The organism is Saprospiraceae bacterium (assembly GCA_016719615.1).
Classification (GTDB): Bacteria; Bacteroidota; Bacteroidia; order Chitinophagales; family Saprospiraceae; genus Vicinibacter.
Genome location: JADJYQ010000001.1, coordinates 1,619,351 through 1,641,646, shown reverse-complemented (window position 1 = coordinate 1,641,646; position 22,296 = coordinate 1,619,351). Strand labels below are relative to the sequence as shown.

At 35.8% G+C, this 22,296-nt stretch carries 17 protein-coding genes; 11 read left to right on the top strand and 6 right to left on the bottom strand.

What is annotated here, in order from left to right; genetic code table 11:
- Positions 1-26: 26 nt before the first annotated feature.
- Genes IPM92_06805 through hscA form a run of 3 tightly spaced genes read right to left on the bottom strand, consistent with a single transcriptional unit; the run spans position 27 to position 4,717 of the window.
- The gene (locus tag IPM92_06805) at positions 27-2,480 is read right to left on the bottom strand and encodes a hypothetical protein (protein MBK9108091.1); all 2,454 of its coding nucleotides are present in this window, start codon (positions 2,478-2,480) and stop codon (positions 27-29) included.
- A 22-nt stretch (positions 2,481-2,502) separates the two neighbouring features.
- Positions 2,503-2,859 carry a translation initiation factor gene (locus IPM92_06800; GenBank protein MBK9108090.1) on the bottom strand — a complete coding sequence of 119 codons (357 nt, stop codon included), beginning with the start codon at positions 2,857-2,859 and terminating at the stop codon, positions 2,503-2,505.
- A gap of 4 nt (positions 2,860-2,863) precedes the next feature.
- Positions 2,864-4,717, bottom strand: a complete 1,854-nt coding sequence (gene hscA / locus IPM92_06795; GenBank protein ID MBK9108089.1) for a Fe-S protein assembly chaperone HscA — start codon at positions 4,715-4,717, stop codon at positions 2,864-2,866.
- A gap of 51 nt (positions 4,718-4,768) precedes the next feature.
- Here hscA and IPM92_06790 point away from each other — a divergent pair, with 51 nt between their 5' ends.
- The 5 genes from IPM92_06790 to IPM92_06770 all read left to right on the top strand — a co-directional run bounded on the left by IPM92_06790 (position 4,769) and on the right by IPM92_06770 (position 12,510).
- Positions 4,769-5,512, top strand: a complete 744-nt coding sequence (locus IPM92_06790) for a queuosine precursor transporter (GenBank protein ID MBK9108088.1) — start codon at positions 4,769-4,771, stop codon at positions 5,510-5,512.
- A 94-nt stretch (positions 5,513-5,606) separates the two neighbouring features.
- Positions 5,607-6,512: an amidinotransferase gene (locus IPM92_06785; GenBank protein ID MBK9108087.1), complete on the top strand. Its 906-nt coding sequence runs from the start codon at positions 5,607-5,609 to the stop codon at positions 6,510-6,512.
- A gap of 171 nt (positions 6,513-6,683) precedes the next feature.
- Positions 6,684-9,926, top strand: a complete 3,243-nt coding sequence (locus IPM92_06780) for a TonB-dependent receptor (protein MBK9108086.1) — start codon at positions 6,684-6,686, stop codon at positions 9,924-9,926.
- 127 nt (positions 9,927-10,053) lie between these two features.
- On the top strand, positions 10,054-11,730 hold the full coding sequence (locus tag IPM92_06775) for a lamin tail domain-containing protein (protein ID MBK9108085.1): 1,677 nt from the start codon (positions 10,054-10,056) through the stop codon (positions 11,728-11,730).
- A complete protein-coding gene (locus IPM92_06770; GenBank protein ID MBK9108084.1) occupies positions 11,731-12,510 on the top strand; it encodes a patatin-like phospholipase family protein in 780 nt (259 codons plus the stop codon).
- On the opposite strand, the gene IPM92_06765 is transcribed toward IPM92_06770, so the two are convergent.
- Complete coding sequence (locus IPM92_06765) at positions 12,503-12,946, bottom strand: phosphoribosyltransferase (protein ID MBK9108083.1); 444 nt, start codon at positions 12,944-12,946, stop codon at positions 12,503-12,505. The genes IPM92_06770 and IPM92_06765 overlap by 8 nt on opposite strands.
- Positions 12,947-13,057: 111 nt before the next feature.
- On the opposite strand from IPM92_06765, the gene IPM92_06760 reads away from it, so the two are divergent.
- From IPM92_06760 to IPM92_06750, 3 genes are read left to right on the top strand one after another with little or no spacing between them, the layout of a single operon-like run.
- On the top strand, positions 13,058-14,371 hold the full coding sequence (locus tag IPM92_06760) for a (Fe-S)-binding protein (protein ID MBK9108082.1): 1,314 nt from the start codon (positions 13,058-13,060) through the stop codon (positions 14,369-14,371).
- Position 14,372: 1 nt separating this feature from the next.
- Positions 14,373-15,146, top strand: coding sequence for a (Fe-S)-binding protein (locus IPM92_06755; protein ID MBK9108081.1), 774 nt, complete (start codon positions 14,373-14,375; stop codon positions 15,144-15,146).
- Complete coding sequence (locus IPM92_06750; GenBank protein ID MBK9108080.1) at positions 15,146-15,625, top strand: hypothetical protein; 480 nt, start codon at positions 15,146-15,148, stop codon at positions 15,623-15,625. The genes IPM92_06755 and IPM92_06750 overlap by 1 nt, the downstream gene beginning before the upstream one ends.
- Before the next feature lie 240 nt (positions 15,626-15,865).
- On the opposite strand, the gene IPM92_06745 is transcribed toward IPM92_06750, so the two are convergent.
- Positions 15,866-16,762, bottom strand: coding sequence for a hypothetical protein (locus IPM92_06745; protein ID MBK9108079.1), 897 nt, complete (start codon positions 16,760-16,762; stop codon positions 15,866-15,868).
- Between the two features lie 89 nt (positions 16,763-16,851).
- Here IPM92_06745 and IPM92_06740 point away from each other — a divergent pair, with 89 nt between their 5' ends.
- Positions 16,852-18,171, top strand: coding sequence for a deoxyribodipyrimidine photo-lyase (locus IPM92_06740; protein MBK9108078.1), 1,320 nt, complete (start codon positions 16,852-16,854; stop codon positions 18,169-18,171).
- Positions 18,172-18,502: 331 nt separating this feature from the next.
- On the opposite strand, the gene IPM92_06735 is transcribed toward IPM92_06740, so the two are convergent.
- The gene (locus IPM92_06735) at positions 18,503-18,868 is read right to left on the bottom strand and encodes a hypothetical protein (protein MBK9108077.1); all 366 of its coding nucleotides are present in this window, start codon (positions 18,866-18,868) and stop codon (positions 18,503-18,505) included.
- Positions 18,869-19,739: 871 nt separating this feature from the next.
- Here IPM92_06735 and IPM92_06730 point away from each other — a divergent pair.
- Positions 19,740-21,506, top strand: a complete 1,767-nt coding sequence (locus tag IPM92_06730; GenBank protein MBK9108076.1) for a hypothetical protein — start codon at positions 19,740-19,742, stop codon at positions 21,504-21,506.
- Positions 21,507-21,589: 83 nt separating this feature from the next.
- On the top strand, positions 21,590-22,204 hold the full coding sequence (locus IPM92_06725; protein ID MBK9108075.1) for a T9SS type A sorting domain-containing protein: 615 nt from the start codon (positions 21,590-21,592) through the stop codon (positions 22,202-22,204).
- Positions 22,205-22,296: the final 92 nt, after the last annotated feature.

Below are 22,296 nucleotides of genomic sequence, written 5' to 3'. Positions count from 1 at the left end.
TATTTTGAAGTAATCAAAATAGTCTTTTAGTAAAGACATACTTTTGCAAACCAGGCTTTCTTTTGTTTGCTTTTCAAAATATAAATACCAGGGAGATCGCTTTGAATAATTAACTTATTTAATTGCAGCAAACATTGCACTTCTTTACCCGAGATGGTAAATGCGCTGAATTCCTTAGTTGAAGGCAGTTTAATTGTGCTAACTAATCTTTTGTTTAAATAGACAGAAAATTCTGATACCGCCAGTTCTTCTTGCGATTTTGTTGGAATACTCTTTTCAACGCGCTCGCATAAAAATGCTCCATAGCCATGAGTAAATAGAATCAACTTGTTCTGAATGAAGTCATACTGGATATCGTAAATGGGAACCATATCAAAATCGTGCCTGTTATAAGATTCCCAGTACATGCCTTGATCAAAACTCACATAAAGACCCAATTCTGTACCGGCATATAATGTTTCCGGATGTAAGGGATCTGGTAATATCACATGACAAGGAACATTTGGAAGATTATAATTGGGAAGTGCTTCCCAGTGATAGCCACCATCATTTGAAGTTACGACGCCTTTTGTTCCGAATGAAGATAATGCTAAGTAACAAATATTGGGGTTTGTGGAATGCTCTGTTATATCCCGTATTAATTCACCTTTAAATATCGTTGAAGTTTTAACCAAGGTTTTTCCTTCATCTAAACTGATGTAAATTTTAGAGACTTTTAATTCGGGATGGTAGCTGGCTACAATAAGCTTTCCAGATATATGTTTTGATGCAAGTAAACAAATTATTTTTTCATCCTTATTTTCTAAAGAGATCGTGCTCCAGTTTTTCCCAGCATTCTTAGAGATATAAAGTAGTTGGCCTCCGGAAAATATTTGATCAGGATTTAAGGGATTTAATTCAAAAGGAGCAATAAAAGCTGCATTATTATTAGGCGGAATTAACTCTTTCCAATCTAGTCCATTATTTTCAGTGATGTACAAATTTTGAAATTGGCTGGAAACAAAAAACATTTCATTATTCCATGGATGAAAAGCATTGTATGTGCCGTCTCCGAAATGGATATTTTTCCATTGCTTATTTTCATAATAAACACTCTTATTATCTTGAAGGCCTCCCAAAATTGCTTCCTTGTTTGAATTAGTTGATCCTTTATAGAATTGAGCACTTAAATATCCATGATTACAGGCAAATGCAGTCTTTCCAAAATCGTTGCTCCTGTAAAGCCCTCCATCTGTTGCAAAATAAACTTTATTGGGATCTTTGGGATTGGCAACTACATCATGAAAGTCAGCATGAATTTTTATTTTTTGATAAATGAGATTCGTCAATTTATTTCCTGTTCCGCTGGAGTCATAGTATAAATCGACTCCTCCCATCAAAAGTTTTTGAGGATCATCTTCTTTAATGTGGAGGCATTTCGCATACCACCCTTGATGTGCACAAATGTCTTTTATAGGAGTATAATATTTTGTTCGCTCAAAACCATCGTCACTTCTCATAATTCCCTTAGACTCAAATGCAGAAGCATAAGCTGCGAGAACTTTTTGAGGATTTCCTTTGGACGCACTCAACATAATTCTGCCATCCAATGAATCTCCTGCAGGGGATTCAATTTTTCGCCAATGTATCCCACCATCTAGAGATTTATAAAGGCCGAATTTATTACCTTGTATACCTCCAACGCCGGCATACAATATATTATGATTGTCGGCTTGAATGAGCATGTCCATAACCAGGCATGTATCAAATATGGAGCTCCAGGTCTCACCTGAATTTTCAGTTTTTAAAATACCCATATTACCGGCGAGGTAAATAATTTTATTTTGGCTTTGAGGAATTAAAATTTTCCAAATACACAAATCTGGCCTATCAGTATAATCCAGCAAAAGATCCCATGATTTTCCGTTATCAGTGGATTTTAATAGGCCTATTCCTCTGCTCCCCCTGAAAGTTCGGTTATGAGTTCCTCCACCTGGCATTTCAAGAGAATAGTTTTCTCCGGTTCCTATATACAAGTTAGAAGACTGATGCGGGTCTAATGCGATCGATGAAACGGCTTGAACAGGAAAACCGGTTAAAATATTTTTCCATGCATGAGTTCCCACACCTCCAGTTTGGCTATACCATAAACCGGAGCCAGCTGAACCCATCCAGATTTTTTGAGTATCTGTGGGGTGAATTGCGAGACACAAACTTCTTCCGGCAATTTCGTTTGGTCCTATAGAAATCCAATCGGGTTTTTCCTGATCAGCAAAATCACCAAAACTTGAGTTTTTCGAATGTAAAAACGCATTCATAAAATCCCTTCTGAAGGAATAATTGTCACTTTTATTTTCAAACCATGATTTGTATTGAAAAGCGTAATAACTGCTGTTTAATTTTTTCTCTGGCGAATTAGAATTAGCAGTTTTCTGTGTTTTATTTTGGAAGTTACTTTGCTTACAAGCCTGGATACAATATACGAGTGATATTGTTGCCATAAGAATCCATATAAAATTATTTCTAAGCACCACTTTTCTTAGTATTGCTATATCCAAGATCTTTGAGCATTAGAATAACTTTCTGCACCTGGTCTCCCTGAATAATAATTTCTCCATCTTTTACGCTTCCACCAACACCACATTTTTGTTTAATCTGTTTACATATTTGTTGTAGAATAGCTTCATTTTCACTTAAACCATAAACGATGGTTGCAGATTTGCCAGCTTTAAGGCGAGTATTCAATTGAACGCGAACAACTTGCAATTTTTTGTTTGAAGATACCGGAGTTTCAAAATCTTGATTTGGCTGCTCCTTTTGAGTTCCAGTAGAAAAAACAATAGCAAGATCACTTAAGGAATCAAGTTTTGTCTTTTTCATTCGGCTAAGGTAATTGATCTATAGAATTTCCGGTTAGCGAATTGTGGATTTGTATGTCCATGATTTTCTGCGCAATTTCAGTGGTAGCCAAATTAAATTGTTCTATGGATGTGTGGATCAGACTGGCAGAATTACTAGATAATGCATTTTCAAGTAATAAAATATTCGATTGCAGAATTAAATTTTCAGCTTCTGAAAGATATAATTCGTTGTTTTTTAGAAATTTTCGGGCATTTAATAAAATATAGTTGGCTTCATTACTTGCGTCAATATTGGCTTTTTGGTCCATGTCCATTTGCGCCATTTTAACCGATTCCATAAGCCTTTTTGCTATTTCTTCCTGGTCAAGTTTAAAGGATGATTTTATTTCAATACTTTGCTCTTTTTGGCTTCTCATTTCTTTAGCTGTGACTGATAAAATACCATCGACATCCAATGAAAATATAAGCTCAATACGAGGCAAACCGGCAGGCATAGGGTCAATATTTGTCAAAATAAATTCGCCGAGTTTGATATTATCCTTCACAAATTCTCTTTCACCTTGATAAACGGCTATTTTGATATTCTTTTGGCCGTCTTTGTAAGTTGTGTATTGTTTTGCGAGTTTTAATGGAATTTTTGAATTTCTAGGAATGATACTATCCATTAATCCCCCCATAGTTTCAATGCCCATACTCAGCGGAGTTACATCAAGCAGCAAGAAATCTTTTCGGTTTCCAGAAAGTATATCAGCTTGAATGGCAGCTCCTAATGCTACAACTTGATCCGGGTCTATAGTATCATTGACAGGCCTGTGAAATGTTTCCGTCAGCGCTATTTTGATGTCTTTCAATCGAGTTGAACCTCCTACCAGGACTATTTCATCAATATCTTCCAATTGAAGATGACTGTCTTGTAATGCTTTTTTACAACAGTTTAAACTACGCTCTATGAAAGGTAGAGATAAACGTGTGAGCTCTTCCGCATTTAATTTAAGTTTGATTTCAGATAAGTTAATTTCAAAAACATCATTGTTGCTTAAATGCTTTTTAGCTTCTTCAGCTATGGTACGCATTTCTTCAATTTTGGGATGTCCTGGAGAAATTTCATGTTTGTTCACCCAAAATTTCAAAATGGCTTCATCAATATCATCTCCGCCAAGTAAATTATCACCATTTGTAGACAGAACTTCAAAAATTCCATCTTCAATTCTCAATATAGATACATCAAAGGTTCCACCACCAAAATCATAGACCATGATATTTTGCGTAAGATCCCTGTTTAATCCAATTCCATAAGCCATGCTGGCTGCTGTAGGCTCATTTACGATGCGAAGCACTTCAAAACCAGCCATTTCGCCTGCCGACCGCGTGGCTTGCCTTTGAGCATCTGAAAAATATGCAGGTACAGTAATGACTGCTTTTTGTAAATTTTGTTTCAATATAAACTCAGCCTCTGCTTTCACTTCCTTTAATATGTATGATGATAACTCAACAGGGGAATATACTTTGTCCTTCAGCAGTATATTGATATAGCCGGATTCAGTGTGCCCAAAAACAGGGTAGGGAAGTTGTATATTATTTGATTGTAGGTCTTCCATAGTTCTACCTAACAATCTTTTAATGGAGTACACTGTTGTTAGTGGGTTTGCCATTCTTTTCACTCGTGCAAAATGACCAACTTCAATTACACCTTTTTCGTTCAGGTGAATTGCAGAAGGTAGTATTCCTTTACCATCAAAACCAATAGGAATGATTGCAGGCTTATCGCCATCCATATAGGCAATGAGACTATTTGTGGTCCCTAGGTCTATTCCAACAATAATTTCTTTTACGGTCGAAAGATTACCTGTTTTTAAATCAATTCCAAATTTGGCCATGTATTGTATTCAGCACAATAAACTTATTATTACGGCATTTGTTTATTTGTGATGGAAAAATCGGCCAAAAATAAGTCGAATCGTTTATTTATTGTACTTGCTGCGGTTTTTATCACAAACGCCTTGGTTGCGGAATTTATAGGGGTTAAAATATTCAGTCTTGAAAAAACGCTTGGGATAGACCCCTTTTCATTTTCCTTTTTTGGTCAAGAAAATCTTAGTTTTCAACTTACTGCTGGTGTTCTTATATGGCCAATCGTTTTTATTCTAACTGATATTATAAATGAATATTTTGGTAAAAAAGGTGTAATTCGTCTTTCTTATTTGGCCATAGGCATGATAAGTTATTCCTTTATTTTGATTTATTTTGCCATAAATTTGGTTCCGGCAGATTTTTGGGTTCAATCTCATCTCGATTTTGCAACAACTGAATCCGAAAAAATGCAACTTTCTGAACAAGTTGGAAATTATAATACCGCTTATAGTCTTGTTTTTGGACAAGGTTTAAAAATTATTTTTGCATCCTTGATTGCATTTTTTATAGCACAGCTCTTGGATGCCTTTATTTTTAGGAAAATTAAATTGCTAACAGGCGAAAAAAAAATTTGGCTACGGGCGACAGGTTCAACATTAATCTCTCAATTTTTTGATAGTTATATCGTTTTATGGATAGCCTTTTATATTGGTGCAAATTGGCCTTTGAAAACAGTTCTTGCAATTGGAACCGTTAATTACATTTATAAAGTTTTTATTGCCATAGTTTTAACACCCTTACTTTATTTTATGCACTGGTGAATCAGAAAGTACCTTGGCGAAACAGAAGCTTACAGGATTAGATTACTGGCGCTTGCAGATAAAGAATAATTTATTAACCCTCTTAATATTCGGAATGTCCAAACAACTTACAAATAAAATTCTCATGGTTAGGCCTGCAAACTTTGGATTTAATCAACAGACCGCCGCAAGCAACAGTTTTCAGCAACAGGATGGAGATTCCATAAACACTAATACATTGGCCATAGCCGAATTTGACAGGATGGTCAATCAATTACAGGTTAATGGTATTCAGGTGATCGTAATTCAAGACCTTGATCATATTAAACTACCAGATGCCGTATTTCCTAATAATTGGTTCTCTACGCATGAAGCCGGGGTCATTTACACTTACCCCATGTATGCACCCATTAGAAGGCAAGAAAGAAGAGAAGATATTTTATCCATACTGGAAAAGGAATTTCATTTTTCGAAGCGATATAGTTTAGAAATTTTAGAAAAGGATCATCAATTTCTGGAGGGAACAGGGTCTATGGTTTTAGACCGAGTTCATAAAATTGCTTATGCTTGTCTAAGTCCCCGAACTGATATTCGAGCATTGGATACATTTGCTATGCTAAGTCATTATAAAATTGTGCATTTCATAGCGAAGGATAGATCCGGTGCTCCAATATATCATACAAATGTTTTAATGGCTATGGGACAGGATTTTGTGATTTGTTGTTTGGAAGCTGTTCAAGTTGAGCACAGAGAAATTTTGCGAAAGAGTTTTGAGGAAACACATAAAACACTTATTGAAATTAATTATCAACAGATGGAGCAATTTGCAGGCAATATGCTTGAGTTGATCAATAAGGACCATGAACGTATTTTAGTAATGTCAGAGAGTGCTTTTCAAAGCCTCAATAACACTCAAATAGAGGCTTTAAAGTCAAGGACTAAATTGCTTCCTATTTCCATTCCTACCATTGAAAAAGTGGGCGGCGGAAGCACAAGATGCATGATGGCGGAAATTTATTAAGCCAAAGTAGGATATAATGACCTGTAATATAGCTCTTTATAAAATTAAAATTAATTTATACAAATTTAATATTGGCAGTTTATACTTCTGTTAACTTTGTTTCGTATTCATCTCTTATCTAAAAACTCAATTATGAAACTAAAATTAACAACTTGCATTTCTACAGCTTGTATGATCTTATTGATTTGCTACAGTGGCATCAATCAATTATTTTCTCAAGGTGTTACAACATCTCAATTATCCGGTTTAATCAGCGATTCCAAAGGAGAGCCACTCATTGCTGCTTCTGTATTTGCGATTCACAATTCATCAGGGACAGCATATGCTGTTAATACGCGTGAAGACGGACGCTACAATATCCCAAATATGAGAGTAGGTGGTCCCTATACCATTAAAGTGACTTATGTTGGTTATTCTTCACGGCAATTAGATAATGTGTTCTTTGAATTGGGCGAGAACAAAAAGTTAAACTTTTCTTTGGAAGAAACAAGCACTGAATTAAGTACGGTCGATATTGTTGCAAAAGTTGGTACACTAGGTGAAATTACGGGTACAGGTACTCAAATATCTGCAGAAAATATTGCCAATATACCTACCATTAACAGGGACATTGACGATTTTCTTAAGCTTACTCCCCAAGCTTCTGGATATTCGGATGGGATTACATTTGCAGGTATGAACAATCGCTATAATGCAATATACATTGATGGAGCGGTAAATAATGATGTTTACGGTTTGGCAACTTCCGGAACAAATGGAGGATCTACAGGAATAAGTCCTTTTTCTATTGATATCATAGACCAACTACAAGTGGTTCTTTCTCCTTATGATGTTTCTTACGGAGGATTTGCCGGAGGAGGAATTAATGCAGTCACTAAGTCAGGGACCAATACCTTGTCAGGTAGTGCCTACTATTTTATTCAGAATGAAGGTCTGACTGGAAAATCAAACAAAACTTATGCAGATCGTTATGGTTTGTCGAGAGTTAAATTAAATCCATACGCTGAGAAAACTTATGGATTTTCATTAGGGGGTCCCATTCAAAAAGACAAATTATTCTTTTTTGCAAACGTAGAGGTTCAAAAAGATGAAACTCCGGCTCCTTTTGATGTTGAAACATATTTAGGCCTTTCAACACAAGCTGATTTGGAAAGTTTAAGACAAACCTTGATTACCAAATATGGCTATGATCCAGGTGGATTTGGAAATACATCAGATAAATTGGATGGATTAAAATTATTTGGAAAAATTGATTACAATATTAACGAAAATAACAGATTGACTTTACGCCATAATTATACAAAGGGTGAGCAATTGGATCGCACTCCAGGATCCACAACCCGTATTAATTTTGAGAATACGGGAATCTTGTTCCCATCTGTTACAAATAGTTCGGCACTTGAATTGAATACAAGAATCAAGAATAAATATTCTAATAATTTAATTTTAGGGTATACAACTGTTAGAGATGACAGAGATCCAATTGGTAATGATTTCCCTTATCTTATCATTAATAATGGAGGAAATACGAGCATTCGTATAGGTTCTGAAGAGTTTTCAACAGCCAATCAGCTCAATCAGGATATCTTCTCTATTACTGATAATTTTAAAATTTACAATGGAGCACATACGATTACTATTGGAACACACAATGAGTTCTTTGATATGTACAATATTTTTATTGGACAGAATTACGGAACCTATACCTATGATTCCCTGAGTGGTTTTTTAAATGATCTTCCTGCAAGATCTTATGTAAGGAGTTATTCTTTGGTTGACAGTCTTACCGGTGACGGGTCGCAGGCTGCTGGCGTTTTCAAAGCTATGCAACTTGGATTATACGTGCAGGATGAATGGGAAGTCAACAAAAAATTAAGAGTTACAGCTGGTTTAAGGGTAGATATGCCCATTATGACCACAGATCCAGCGGTTGATACATTTTTTAATAATACTGCACTTCCAAAACTAAAACTACAACATGATTTGGCCAATGAAGTAGAAAGTGGCAAAGTACCAGATGGACAACTTATGTTTTCACCTCGTGTCGGATTTATCTACGATGTCAATAATAATAGAAAAACGATTGTGAGAGGTGGCATTGGATTGTTTACCAGTCGAATTCCATTTGTATGGCCCGGTGCAATTTATACCAACAACGGCTTGACATTAGGACGCGTTACGCAATCTGATATTACTGGGGGTGCTAAATTTATATCAGACGTCAATAATCAATACGTTAATCCTAATTTTAAAATACCTTCTGGACAATATGATTTGTTTGTTAAAGACTTTAAATATCCTCAGGTATTAAAAGGTAATCTTGGTTTAGATTTTAAACTTCCGCATGGAATCAATTTCTCACTTGAAGGTGTTTATACAAAAATCATGAACAATGTAGTGTATACCCAAATAAATAACGACGAAAATGCTGCATTCCGTTGGACAAGTTCAGCAGATAATAGACTCAATTATACACGCAAATCCATTGAATCTACTTACAGTGCTGTTTATGTTGCCAGTAATACAGATGAAGGCGATGCTTATACAGTGACAGCATCACTTGCCAAGAATTTCAATTTTGGATTACAGACCTTAATAGCATACACTTATGGAGATGCAAATTCATTGATGGATGCAACTTCATCTCAAAATTCATCTCAATGGAGAGGACAAATCAGCATCGATGGAAGGAATACCCCTACATATGGAAGATCTGATTATGCGACCGGACACAGAATGATTACAAGTTTATCTTATAAATTTAATTGGTTTAAAAGCAAAAATGTGGCCACCACGATCAGTTTATTTTATGAAGGAAAAACAGGTTCGCCATATTCTTACGTAATTGGTGGAACAAATGGTCAAAATGTGAATAATGAAGTTGGAAGTACAGGTAGAAACAGAGATCTTATCTACATCCCTAAGGATGCATCTGAAATCAATTTGGTTGATTATACAGTATCCGGTAAAGTTACTACAGCCGCTGAGCAATGGACCAAATTAGATGCATTTATAGAATCTGATCCTTATTTGAAAGCCAACAGAGGAAGTTATGCAGGGAAAAATAGCAATTGGATGCCATTCACAAGTTATCTGGATTTGGCTATCAAACAAGACTTCTCACTCTTTGTGAATGGAAAAAAGCACACCCTTCAGATCTCTGCAGATATATTCAATTTAGCCAATTTAATCAATTCGGAGTGGGGCGTACGTTATACCGTTCCGGGCAATGACTTCAACAATTACCAATTGATGACATTCGAAAAATTGGTAGCAGATGCAAACAATAATAATTTAGTCACGAAACCTACTTTTACTTATAGAGGTGGATCCGAAAGTGGTAAAGCCAGTTTAGACATCTTAAATGGTTCCTCTCGTTGGGAGTTGAGACTTGGTGCCAGATATTTCTTTTAATAGAAATTTCAAATTTTATATCAAAAGCCATATCTCCGGATATGGCTTTTTTGTTTTAAGCTTTGCGATTTTTAATTCCTTTTCCTATTTATTAGGACTCTTGTTATCTTTGATAAATTTATGACTTATGAAAAAAATCCTAACATTATTTTGCTTTATAATTTCATTGCTTGCGCTGGATGCGCAAATCGTGATCACTGAAATCATGTATAACCCGCCTGAAAGCGGAACAGATTATTTAGAATATATTGAATTTCAAAATACTGGAAATACACCGGTTAATATGAATAATTATAAAATACCGGATGCAGTAGTGTTTACTTTTCCGGATACTGTCATTAGTCCCGGCAGTTTTATTGTTGTTTGTGTTGATAGTCTTCGGTTAGATTCCATTTTTAATATACAAGCTTTGGAATGGACTTCAGGTGGCATGAGAAATACAGATGAAGTTATCACACTCTTAAATGCAAATGGTGAATTTGTGGATAGTGTTCATTATTTTAGTTCCTGGAGCCCTCAAACGAATGGTGATGGTTCCAGTCTTGAACTTTGTCGAACTACGGCCGATAATTCGTTGGCCGTGTATTGGAGGCCTTCTCTCACCAATGCGATGATTGAAGTCAATGCAAAAGCCGTATACGGTTCACCGGGCAAATCAAACAATGTTATCTGTGCAGAACACAGCATAAATTTACAGGCATCCAGTTTTGATCCTGCAGATATCAGCATTTTTGTAGGCGAGCAAGTTGAATGGATCAATACTTCGGGCACCCATAATGTAAATGGCAATCAATCCATATTCAGAGATAATCCGGCCTCCTTCTACAGCGGTAACCCGAAAAGTGGAAATTGGTCCTTTATTTATAAATTCGATTTGCCGGGTACTTATGAATACCAATGCGATATACATGGACCATCTGGCATGACCGGCGTTGTAAGGGTTCGCAACAAAGACATCAATTACCCAGATATTACAATTGATCTACTTAAAACAACCAATCAAAATGGGGTAATGGATTCGTTTGATAGGCGCTATACAGTCGAAGGCACCGTTTATGGCGTGAATTTGAGACCTGCCGGATTGCAGTTCACCATTATTGATAAGAACAACCAAGGCATAGGTGTATTTCTTTCAGCCGGAAACTTAAATTATACTGTTAAGGAAGGTGATTTGCTACGCATTAAAGGTTTGGCAACCCAGTTTAACGGACTAGCACAAATTGTTTTAGATAGTTTACAAATCCTTTCTACAGGTGCCAATCTATTTGCTGCCTCTATCGTGACGGATCTTAACGAAAACACAGAATCTCAACTCATACAAATTAAAAATGTAGAGCTGGTGGATCCCATTACATGGACGAATAATCCTTTGGGATTTACAGCCAAAATCACCAATGGAATTCAAGAATTTGATCTGCGTATAGACAATGATGTAAATATTCATGGTACGATGCCCCCAACAGGAAAATTCAATATCACAGGTATTGGCTCTCAATTTGATGCATCTAGTCCTTATTTTGATAACTATCAAATCATTCCACGTTATTTACAGGACCTTGAATTAATTACGGCGACAGATAACAGTTTAGCTCCAAGCACGCGGCTACGGTCAACCATCGTTACAAATTCAATTGAAATTTTAACTACGCTGCATTATGATGATATTGAAATTATAAACCAGAATGGGGTTGTACAATGGAACGGAAAATTTGTTAGGCAGCTCCAATTTGACCTGTTACCAGGTATTTACTTTTTAAAATTAAAAGGTCAGCGCAATTTCATAGCGAAGTTTGTCAAATTATAAATGTCTTCTAAAACTTTTGGTCTAGCACTTTCAGGTGGCGGTGCCAGAGGAATTTATCACATAGGTGTATTAAAGGCTTTAGAAGAAAAGGGGATACATCCAGATTGCATTTCCGGGACTAGCGCTGGTGCTCTAATTGGCGTGTTATATGCAAGTGGATTATCGGCAGACGAAATTTATCACATAGCATCAGGTACTAAATGGTTTAAGTTTTTAAAACCAAGCATTCCGTCCGGTGGTCTTATAGGAATGGATTATCTGAGTGAAATTCTGAATGCTTACTTGCCGGTTGATTCATTTGAGGCCTTAAGAATTCCTTGTTGGGTAACTGCTTGTAATATTACTAAAGGAGTCTTGGAAATTTTCAATAAAGGTCCCGTTGTGAAACCCGTATTGGCATCTTGTTCGGTACCCATGTTGTTCAGGCCTGTGAATATTAATGATGATTTTTACCTCGATGGAGGTATACTAATGAATTTACCGGCTTCCATTATTAGAAAAGATTGCAAAGTTCTTATGGGCGTTAGTTTAACACCTATTTTAAAATTGCCGAACCAACAATTAAACAGCAGTATGAAAATTCTTACCAGAGTTTTGGAACTTAATGTTAATAATAATTCGATACGACAAAAAGAAATTTGCGATGTACTTATCGAGTCTGAAGAAATAGCTGGCATTTCAAAATACCATTTAGGCGATTATGAACTTTTATATAAACTGGGCTACGAGAGCGCTATTTCAAATATTGAAAAAAATCCAGTGCTTCTCCAACTTATTTGAGCTCCACTGTCCAATCGTTTTGGCCATTTAACTTTACTTCAATGTGTTCTTTGATCGTAGTGGCTAACTTCATTCCAACGAATGTAACTTCGACCGGAAAGCGCTTATGTAATCTTTCTACCAACACAACTGTTTCAATGGACTTTGGAGTTGCTTTCATAAGACCGCCTAAAGCATAAAACATTGTTTTTCCGGAATTTGCTACATCATCGACAAGAAGTACAGATTTATTTTTGAGGGTAGAAAGTTCAATATTGGATTGAACATCAGCGCTTGTAGGCTTCACTTTATTTAACGACATTTGCGCTTGGGTGCATTTCAAAGGGCTTAATTTATGAATTTCCTGACAAAGCTGGTCTGCGAATAAAGCTCCCTGATCTTTAATCCCAATAATAATGATTTCAGAATCATTTGAATGCCTTTCGTATATTTCCATAGCCATTCGTTTGATTTTCTGCTGAATTTGTACTTTACCTAGAATAATCATATTTTTAACCCTGATGTAAACACAAAATTCTAATAATTATTTGAATTTGTTCATTTTATTATGATTTCAGCCATTGTATTTCTTACAGTTATTGCTCTCGCAAGTTATGTTTCGCTTTCAAAGTATAAACAAATCCTAAAAGCTATACAGCTGGGACAAAGGGAAGCAACTAATGGTTTGAAATCAGAAAGATGGAAAAATATGCTGCTTTTTGCATTGGGGCAACGAAAAATGTTTACAAGACCGATTTCTGGTTTCTTTCATTTGTTTATTTATTTAGCTTTTATTTTTACACAAATTGAGACCCTTGAGATAATAATTGATGGGCTTACCGGCCATCACCGCTTTTTTGCGAATAAAATTGGACTTTTTTATCCATTACTTATTAACTCCATTGAAGTGCTCTCTGTTTTGGCTTTGATTGCAACTATTGTCTTTTTATGGAGAAGGAATGTGATTAAATTAAAGAGATTTCAGATGCCTGAAATAAAAGGTTGGCCCTTTAAGGATGCAAACATAATTTTACTTGGAGAGATCATACTTATCATAAGCATCTTTATGATGAATGGAGCTTACCAGTATTTGCAAACTCAAAACCCGAATGTGTATCCGGATGGGGGGCGTTATTTTCTTTCAGCCCAATGGACTCTTCCATTATTTGAAGGAGCACTCAACAACTATGCCGTTATCTGTGAGCGGCTGTTTTGGTGGCTGCATTTTTTGGTCATTCTTGGATTTGTGGTTTACCTGCCTTATTCCAAACATTTACATATTTTTTTGGCTTTTCCCAATAGTTATTTTGCGGATCCATTGAATAGAGGCGCCATGCAAAATATTCCTGAAATTCAAAACGAAGTACGCAACATGTTGGGAATGGAAACGCAACCAAATATTGAGAGCAAAGGATTTTTTGGAGCTTCCGATGTTCATCAATTAAGTTGGAAGAACATCCTGCAAGCCTTTTCCTGCACCGAATGTGGAAGATGTACTTCTGTTTGTCCGGCAAATCTCACAGGTAAAAAACTGAGCCCTCGAAAAATTGTCATGGATATTCGGGATCGGAGTGAGGAACTCATTCGCAACGAGGGATATGTTAGAGTTGCTGATGATCAAATAGAAATTACAGATGGTAGATCTCTGTTTGATTTTATTTCTAAGGAAGAAATTTATGCATGTACAAGTTGTAATGCTTGTGTAGAGGCTTGTCCGGTTCTCATCAATCCACTTCAACCCATTTTGGAATTGCGTAGATATGATATTCTCATGAACAGCGGTGGCCCTCAGGAATGGTTGCCTGTTTTCAACAGTTTAGAAACAAATCAATCTGTTTGGGCGATGTCTGAATCTCGCACCCAATGGACACAAAACAGTTAATATGAAAGTTCCGATATTAAATGAACTTATAAGTAATGGACAGTCACCTGAAATTTTATTCTGGGTTGGTTGTGCTGGAAGTTATGATGCCAGAGCCCAAAAAGTCACCAAAGCATTTTGCGAAATACTGAATCGAATCGAATATTCTTATGCCATTTTAGGTGATGAAGAAAAATGTACAGGAGATCCTGCCCGGAGAGCAGGTAATGAATTTTTATTTCAAATGCTTGCTGTGCAAAATATAGAAACCTTGAATGCATACAATGTTCGAAAAATTGTTTGCACTTGTCCACATTGTTTTAATACCTTGAAAAACGAATATCCTGAATTGGGCGGGACTTATGAGGTGATCCATTATTCCCAATTTTTAGAAGGGCTCATCAAAGAAGGGAAAATTGTAATTAACAATGAGGCAAATCTGGAGGCTGTTGGGTATCACGATTCTTGTTATATGGGCAGAGTAAATAATGTTTATGAAGCTCCCCGAAATGTCATCGAATCTCTTCATCTCGAAATTAAAGAATTAAAACGCTCTCGATCCAATGGATTATGTTGTGGCGCAGGTGGTGCACAGATGTTTAAAGAAGATGAGCCCGGCAACAAACGCATCAATATTGAAAGAACAGAAGAATTTTTAGCCAACGGCACAAAAACAATTGTTTCAAATTGTCCGTTCTGTCTTACTATGCTGTCAGATGGCATAAAAGCCAAAGACCAGCAAGAAAGAGTTATGGTTTACGATCTTGCTGAGTTAGTGCTTCAAAATATGAAATAATGACAGACCTATTGAGTTTTCCGGACCATGCTCGTGTATGGATATATGGTGCCGACAAGATCATAGATGCAAATCATATTGCAGGACTTCATGATGAAATATTTAACTTCACAAAAAGCTGGAGCAGTCATCAATTGGCTGTTAAAGCTACCGGCGGCTTGTTGCATGGTTTTTTTATTGTTTTTGTAGTAGATGAAACCGGCAATAAACCCGGAGGCTGCAGTATAGATGGCTCTGTACAATTTATTAGAAAATTAGGAGAAAGAGAAAATGTAGATTTTCTAAATAGGCAAATTGTTTATTACCTGGATGAAGATAAAGTAAAATGTATGCCTTTAAGCCAATTAAAAGCAGCATTTTCTAATCAGGATGTAACAATGGATACTTTGTTTTTTGATACACTAGTGCAGGATAAAATAAATTTTCTAAAAGCCTGGTTGAAACCGCTTAAAGATTCTTGGCAAAACAAGTTTTTATAATGCCGGTTGGGGAGGGGAATAGTCTGTTTCATACTTGTCTGCATTCGAATTTAGTGAAGATAGATTAATGGTAAGAGGAATTTACTGCCAACTGACAACTTATTTTCGTAGGGTAGGATTGTAGGCTTGTAGCCTTGTAGGAAGAAGTTTGCTAGTCTACATTAATCAGTAAACTGACAACTTTTTTTAAAAATAAACGCACGCAACTATCAACTATCAATCATCAACTACCAACTAAACTTACTGCGCTTGATTTTTTTTCTGAATTTCTTCCAGAATTTGTTCCTCCGTTTTTCCAAGGTTTAAAATCAGAATCTGCGCATCATCAACAAATTCGCTTTTAGGGTATTTGCCAATGAATTCTGTATAATATTTGCGCGCAATTGCAGTATCTTTTAAATCGTTGTCAAATAAAAATGCTTTCATAAAGCAGGCATTCTCTGCTTTGGGGTGAGTAGGATATTTTTCGATAATCCAATCAAATAAACTAATGCATTTATCATAAGTCTGAAGCAATTTGGCCGTCTGGGCAGCACTGAAAAGAAATTCTGGTGATTTTTCAGAATTGGGTAATACAAGTGCATAAGCTTCGCAGGCATCCACGTAATTAAAAGCTACATCTTTATTATAGCTGCCTGTATCCGGAAACATGGATTTTGCCAATTCTGCTAAAAACTCCTCTGAAGATTGTTGACGCTGCAATCCGCTTAATAAATCCACTTTTGAAGGATGATTAGGAAAAGCTTCAGAAAAGCAAATGGACAAAATATCCGCTGCATAACTTTTTTCTATTTTCCGTAGACAATTAATCATTTCGACAACATTATCAGGAGTATCTGTTCGCTCGTAATGATTTTTGATGAGATTGTTGAGAAAGATAACAAGCTGCCGGCAATTATCCATTTTTTTGCTGGCTTGGGCTGCTTTGAATAACATCTCTTCAACAATTTTCTTATTGTCCTTATGTTCTTGCATAATTTCAAGATATCTGGTAAGTAGCTTATCATAGGTCGAGTCTACGCGATTATTCTCAAAAGCAGACTCCAGTGATGCCAGTTCTTTTCGATCGAAATCTTTCTTTGAATTACAGGCAAATAAGCCAATTAGTGCAATTAACAGTAAGAAGTATAGTTTCATTTTGCTCAATTTGAGGCAAAAATACACTTTAATTCAGGTTTTACATGGGGTTCAGATGAACGATTTTTAGAGTCGGATGTTCGGCTTTCATGATTTATAATATTTTTTGGTTTCGAAGAGATCTTCGTTTTGAGGACAATACGGCTTTGTTTCATGCATTATCATCGGAAAACCCTGTGATCCCAATTTTTATATTCGATCAAAATATTCTGTCTAAACTATCAGATCCTTATGATGCTCGCATCACGTTCATATATAATCAGATTCTTCAATTGCAATTAAAATTAAGAAGTTATAAGTCCGACCTGGTGATATTGTTTGATGAACCCTTACATGCCTGGTCAAAATTGCTTAAGGAATATAAATTGGGCAGCGTTTATTTTAACAGAGATTATGAATCTTACGCAAATCAAAGGGATCAGCAAATTGAAACATTGCTGACGCAGCACCAAATTCAAGTACATACTTATAAGGATCACGTGCTCTTTGAAGCCCACGAAGTACTGAAAGATGATGGCAAGCCCTATACCGTATTTACTCCATACAAAAACAAATTGCTACAAAGATTAAAAGCAAAAGCACCGCTAGTAGATAACCATGTCATTTTCGCTTGTTTACCATCCGAACAACGCACTCATAATTTTTGGAAAGCTACTACAAATGATTGCCCGGATCTTGATGAAATGGGATTTAAAACATCAAGTATAAATATTCCAAACATCAGGGTAAATGAAATGCTCATCAAAAACTATCAAAAGGATCGGGATTATCCGGCTAGAGATGCCACTACTCATTTAGGTATACATCTTCGCTTTGGCACGATAAGCATACGCTCGTTAGCTAACCAGGCATATCAGCTCAGCGATACCTTTTTCAGCGAATTACTATGGCGCGATTTTTACAGTACGATCCTTCAATGTTTTCCATATGTTGAATTCGGAGCATTCAAAAAGGTATATGATCAGATCACTTGGGAGAACAACGAAAACCAGTTTAAGGCCTGGTGCGAAGGCCGTACAGGTTATCCCATGGTAGATGCTGGTATGCGGCAATTGAATGAAACCGGATTTATGCATAACCGGCTAAGGATGATCACTGCAAGTTTTTTAGTCAAACATCTACTGATTGATTGGAAGTGGGGCGAAGCTTATTTTGCAGAAAAATTATTGGACTTTGAACTCGCGAGCAATAACGGCGGCTGGCAATGGGCTGCAGGTTGTGGTACTGATGCAGCGCCATATTTTAGAATCTTTAGTCCTGAAGCCCAACAAATGAAATTTGATCCGGATGGAGTGTTTGTTAAAAAATGGATTCCTGATCTGGATACGTTCGATTATCCAAAACCCATAGTGGAACACGCTATAGCAAGGCAACGTTGTATTGAAGTGTATAAAAAACGTTACAATTAATCTCACGCTATTTAAATATAATATTGTATTTAAACACTGAAATTTCTCTTCAATTTTCAGGAGATCAATTTTTGTGTGTAGTAGTGGATGATTTAGGCTTTATATAAGTAAGGCTGGGGGACGGCTGAATGACGCTCATTAAATAAGTTCATCGACTTTTTCGAGAAGCCATTTTTTACTCATAGCTTGGGAATGTTCAATTGCCGATTTCAACCTTTTTAATGTTTTAATATCGTAGAGTCGAGCTCTTTGTAAATTTAATAAATTCTAAATAGCTCTTTCTGATCCTCCGCAATTGATTTATTTCGCTTAAAAATACTTTTTAAAACTTTCAATGAAGAAAAAAGTGGATCAAATTCGTCCAATTCGTAATAGCAAGCAATAATATAGATTTTGCACTCCTGAATCCATAAGTCAATTCATCAAATTGAACTATTTGAAGAAGAGGGATTGCTTTGTTATATGCTTTTAAATAAAAGAACAGAGATGCAGAATTATAATTTACCGCATTTTCTCTGTAAATATTACTTATTCTAGGACCATAATCAGAAATAAAATTTTCAACCCAATTATATTTTCCTAGTCTTAAAGCCAAAGTGATAATATTTTTGAAAGACCAAGGTGATATCTCACCATTTACTAAAATAACATCTGTTTTTAAAGAATGCTTGATATAGCTCGAAGTTGTCTTCGGCAAAATTTTGAATTTCCTTTGTTTATTGTTGTTGAATTGTATAATTTATTGCGCTATTTACGATATCTCTAGCTTCAGCTGGAGGAAATAAATGTAAATGTTCTTGGATTAATTTTTTTAATTTATAAAAAGTGGCTCTATATTTTCAGGTTCTACGAAAGTTTAATAAATATTAATAAATTTCAATAGTTGGAAAATTATAATATGATAGACTAGTAATATTATCTACTTCTTTTAAAAAATTTAAATCTGATTTTATTTCAATCATCTTACTCCAACTTAAAATGAGACAGTAGTTACGAAGCTTTTCAGATATAAAAAAAATATTTAAATAGTCATCTATTACATTTAGATTTAAGTTTTGCAAGTTCGTTTTGTTTCTCAGTTTTTCATAATCGAAAACCTCATCTGGGTAAAATCCTTCCAGATTAATTCTTTATATAACTCTGGCTTATTTTGGGCTAGTATATTCCTTTTCAAATATTTCAAACAGTCTTAAAATTTTTGGATGGGAATTAAAATAAGGCGATTCCAAGTATTTGCGAAAACGTTTAAGTTCCTTAAGTTGGAGTTCCTGAAGAAAGCGATAAAATTTCGAGTCCGTCATAGCTGCTGAAAGATAGGCAAAAATTTATTTTTACAACTGCGATTTTAGTGCCTAAAGTGGAACTTAGACAAAGGGCAATTTCAAGACAACTTTTTAGTCCTTGTTTTAAGTATAAATTCATATCATATTATGAGAAAGATATATATATATATTACTGAATGTCAATTGCGTGAATAATACATTAAAAATTAAGCTTATATAAATGAAAAAAATATGAATATATTTCTTGCAAATGTGGTGTAAATGCTTACTTTTGTATCGCTGGTTATGAAAACAAACAGGACTTACACCCTTATTGTTCTTAGTCTGTTATTATCAATAGGCTTATCCGCTCAGGAAATTAATGGGCCTTATTTGGTATTTAAACTGTTGAAAGATAATGAAATAACCTACTATCCAAATACTTATCAGGCCAATAAACTTATCATTGATTCAACTGCTAACGGCGAACTGGTGCTGGCAGGTAGTAAATATGATCCACAGGTTGAATATACACCTACTCCGGGATTCATAGGAAAAGATACAGCCACATACGAATACAAGGACTTTTACGGAAAATACAAATATATAAGTTTCGTTTTCGAAGTCTTAAAATCGAATTTGATTACTAGACCCGATATTTATCTGGTCGATATGAACAGTGGCGATACTGATGTACAACCCTTGGTAAATGATAGTTCTTCTCTGGGCTCCCATATCTACCTTAATATTGATAATCTGTCAGCTCAGAACAATGTCATCGCATCCAAGCAGAACAGCACGACCATACGATTCAGGCCTGCTACAGATTTTATAGGAGTAGCTCACATCAACTATACCGTTTGCGATACACTGGGTTTATGTAAGGATGCAAATATGGTCATTAATGTAGTAGACCTCGCAAATTTGACTAATGACACCTTGCATCGGGGCACACCTAAAGCAAATCCAATCTCGATACCATTGCCGCAAGCAGGGTATACTACATACGATGCTCCTCAGAATGGAACCCTGGAATACAATACAGACTATAGTGTAATTTATAAACCTACCAGTTCTTTTACAGGTAAGGATACGTTCATCGTTGTAAGCAATGGTATCTATAGGTCAGTTTTCATGGAAGTATATCCTATGAAAGCACCAAATAAAATTGTGGTCAACGACTATTTTTTCTTGCCAAAAGATTCTAGTATTAGCTTCAATGTTGCCGATAACGATATTGTTAAAAAGTATGCATTTCTACTAGATCAAACGCCATCGAGAGGCTCAATTACCCAACTCGACAATTTGGGTAATTTTACATACACTCCAGAGGCAGGATACGAAGGTGTTCAGGATTTTACTTACAAAGTTTGTCCACAAGGAAATTGTGAATACGGAATAGTCAAATTATTTATAGGCAACTGGGAACCTGATAACAGGGCGATGTACAAATTTGCTACACCCAAAAACGTTCCTTTGGTCATCAGTTATCATATTCCGATAGATGCATATGACTTCAGTTCCCCCGATGATAGCGTTCGTTTTTATCCTGGGTATGACACTATTTACCTGGATTACAAGGGTTGTAAAGATACTGTCATGGGTTTTAATCTTTTGGTTTTCCATACTCCTAAAGATTATGCCGGTTTTAGGAATTTTACTGTTGAATATTGCATTTCCTCGACCAATGAATGCATAGAAGCAGCGTGCGAAGTTGAAATTTACGACGAGAGTAAAAACTGCGCTAAGCATTGTGCAGGCGACTGTGTTTGGCCGGGCGATGTCAATCTCGATGGGGAGGTCACTATGCTGGACCTGCTCGAAGTCGCATACCATCTCGGAAATGATGGAAGCAGCCGAACTTATCAATCCACTTCAAATTTTAGAGCACTTCGTTCCAATGATTGGGATGATCAATTTAGCAATGGTTTTGCAAATTTAAAACATGCCGATACAGATGGCAATGGAGTGATCAATATTAATGATACCCTTTATATTTCAAATTTCTATAGAAAACAACATTCTCTGGTTCCCAAACCAGTATATGACCGGGGCGATTTTCCTTTAATCTAGAAGTACTTACACCAAACATAGGTATTGGAGATCTCGCCATCATTGAAGTTCAATTAGGTGATGATGCATACCCTGCCATAAATATGACGGGGTACTCATACGAATTGGATTATAATGTGGATGTCGTTGACGAAAATACACTTGAAGTTGGATTTTATGATAATGGTTGGGCGGCGCAAAATGCGACTTTACTCCATATGTATAAAAACCATGGGATGGCAGATTGGAAAGTGGTTTTGGTAGGGCAAAATGGTAAAAAAGTAAGTGGTAAAGGTGGTGTGGAATTAATAACTTTTATAGTTGAGGATGATCTTGGAGGATTCCGCCGAGAAGATGATAAAATTCCATTTTTCTTTAAAAATATTCAATCTATCAACGAAGAAGGAAGAATTTTAAAATTACAAGATCAAGTGGCTTACTTGCGATTTACTAAAAACGAAGAACCTACTTTAGATCCTGATGCCCTAATTATTTATCCCGTGCCTGCTAGTGATATCTTGACGATGCATTTAAATGGAAAGAATAAATTGATCAGTCTTGCACTGTATTCATTGTCAGGAAATGTCATAAAATTGATTGAAAATCCCGATGCGAAACACAATCAAATCGAACTTGATGGAATTCAAAATGGTTTATACCTGTTAAAGGCAGAAACCATTTTAGGCCCCATCACCAAAAAAGTAGAAATCATTAGATAGTCCCTGTTTTTTATATAACCAGTTTAATCTAAATTGTTAGAATAAATAAGCCCCGTTAAGGGGCTTGTTTATTTTTAATAAGTTGGGAAAAC

Excerpts from the sequence above, each read along its gene's own strand:
- IPM92_06805 (MBK9108091.1), bottom strand. The coding sequence starts at position 2,480 with ATGGCAACAATATCACTCGTATATTGTATCCAGGCTTGTAAGCAAAGT.
- IPM92_06800 (MBK9108090.1), bottom strand. The coding sequence starts at position 2,859 with ATGAAAAAGACAAAACTTGATTCCTTAAGTGATCTTGCTATTGTTTTT.
- hscA (MBK9108089.1), bottom strand. The coding sequence starts at position 4,717 with ATGGCCAAATTTGGAATTGATTTAAAAACAGGTAATCTTTCGACCGTA.
- IPM92_06790 (MBK9108088.1), top strand. The coding sequence starts at position 4,769 with ATGGAAAAATCGGCCAAAAATAAGTCGAATCGTTTATTTATTGTACTT.
- IPM92_06785 (MBK9108087.1), top strand. The coding sequence starts at position 5,607 with ATGTCCAAACAACTTACAAATAAAATTCTCATGGTTAGGCCTGCAAAC.
- IPM92_06780 (MBK9108086.1), top strand. The coding sequence starts at position 6,684 with ATGATCTTATTGATTTGCTACAGTGGCATCAATCAATTATTTTCTCAA.
- IPM92_06775 (MBK9108085.1), top strand. The coding sequence starts at position 10,054 with ATGAAAAAAATCCTAACATTATTTTGCTTTATAATTTCATTGCTTGCG.
- IPM92_06770 (MBK9108084.1), top strand. The coding sequence starts at position 11,731 with ATGTCTTCTAAAACTTTTGGTCTAGCACTTTCAGGTGGCGGTGCCAGA.
- IPM92_06765 (MBK9108083.1), bottom strand. The coding sequence starts at position 12,946 with ATGGAAATATACGAAAGGCATTCAAATGATTCTGAAATCATTATTATT.
- IPM92_06760 (MBK9108082.1), top strand. The coding sequence starts at position 13,058 with ATGATTTCAGCCATTGTATTTCTTACAGTTATTGCTCTCGCAAGTTAT.
- IPM92_06755 (MBK9108081.1), top strand. The coding sequence starts at position 14,373 with ATGAAAGTTCCGATATTAAATGAACTTATAAGTAATGGACAGTCACCT.
- IPM92_06750 (MBK9108080.1), top strand. The coding sequence starts at position 15,146 with ATGACAGACCTATTGAGTTTTCCGGACCATGCTCGTGTATGGATATAT.
- IPM92_06745 (MBK9108079.1), bottom strand. The coding sequence starts at position 16,762 with ATGAAACTATACTTCTTACTGTTAATTGCACTAATTGGCTTATTTGCC.
- IPM92_06740 (MBK9108078.1), top strand. The coding sequence starts at position 16,852 with ATGATTTATAATATTTTTTGGTTTCGAAGAGATCTTCGTTTTGAGGAC.
- IPM92_06730 (MBK9108076.1), top strand. The coding sequence starts at position 19,740 with ATGAAAACAAACAGGACTTACACCCTTATTGTTCTTAGTCTGTTATTA.
- IPM92_06725 (MBK9108075.1), top strand. The coding sequence starts at position 21,590 with ATGACGGGGTACTCATACGAATTGGATTATAATGTGGATGTCGTTGAC.